Origin of the sequence: Rhizobium ecuadorense (genome assembly GCF_001187535.1) — a bacterium.
Taxonomy (GTDB): domain Bacteria; phylum Pseudomonadota; class Alphaproteobacteria; order Rhizobiales; family Rhizobiaceae; genus Rhizobium; species Rhizobium ecuadorense.
This window is the reverse complement of record NZ_LFIO01000478.1, coordinates 1-576: the sequence shown is the minus strand read 5'-3', so window position 1 is coordinate 576 and position 576 is coordinate 1. Positions and strand designations below refer to the sequence as shown.

The window sequence follows — 576 nt, the reverse complement described above, 5'->3', positions numbered from 1 at the left end:
GCTTTGGTCCTTAGCGCACCCGGCAAGGAGCCAGCACAATTTTTCGCACCCCGTGCCGTGCCGGCGGAAGCTCAAGCTTCGGATAGCAGCCTTGCGTCCCTCGAAGCCGGGGGCATTGCCGTCAGTGACCTGCCGCGTTACGAGCGCACAATCTCGCCGGAAGGCCAGCTCATCCTTCGGAAGGCCCGGTAAACCCCGCGTTCGCCGAAATCTCCAAAGCAATCGGTGGATGCTGCCAGGGGGCGCCGATGCTCGCAATGCGCAAGGGCAATCTCATCTCGACCCAGATTGTCGATCGCTGCAGGGCCTATCACCGCTGAGCGTAATTTACGCTGTTCTTCATCAATTCGAGATTACGGGCAGTGACTTCGTTTCCGGGATCAAGCTCATAGGCTTTCAGGAAATACCGCCTGGCCGTGCGCAAGTCACCGCGCAACAGATGAGAATATCCGATATTGTTGTAGTAGACCGGGGTGTTGCCGATCATTCGCGAGAGTTGCTGGTAGGCGCGGTCGGACGTGTCGAAGCGGGCAACCATGTCGGCGGAGGCCGCCAAGCCTAACCAAGCAGCCGGAT

At 59.4% G+C, this 576-nt stretch carries 1 protein-coding gene and 1 pseudogene; one reads left to right on the top strand and one right to left on the bottom strand.

Going from position 1 to position 576, the window contains the following annotated elements; translation table 11 throughout:
• Nucleotides 1-192 (top strand): annotated as a pseudogene (locus AF337_RS44280) (hypothetical protein); the annotation flags it as partial.
• 118 nt (nucleotides 193-310) lie between these two features.
• On the opposite strand, the gene AF337_RS11490 reads toward AF337_RS44280, so the two are convergent.
• The coding region (locus tag AF337_RS11490; protein ID WP_152970989.1) for a tetratricopeptide repeat protein at nucleotides 311-576 on the bottom strand (266 nt) is incomplete at its 5' end.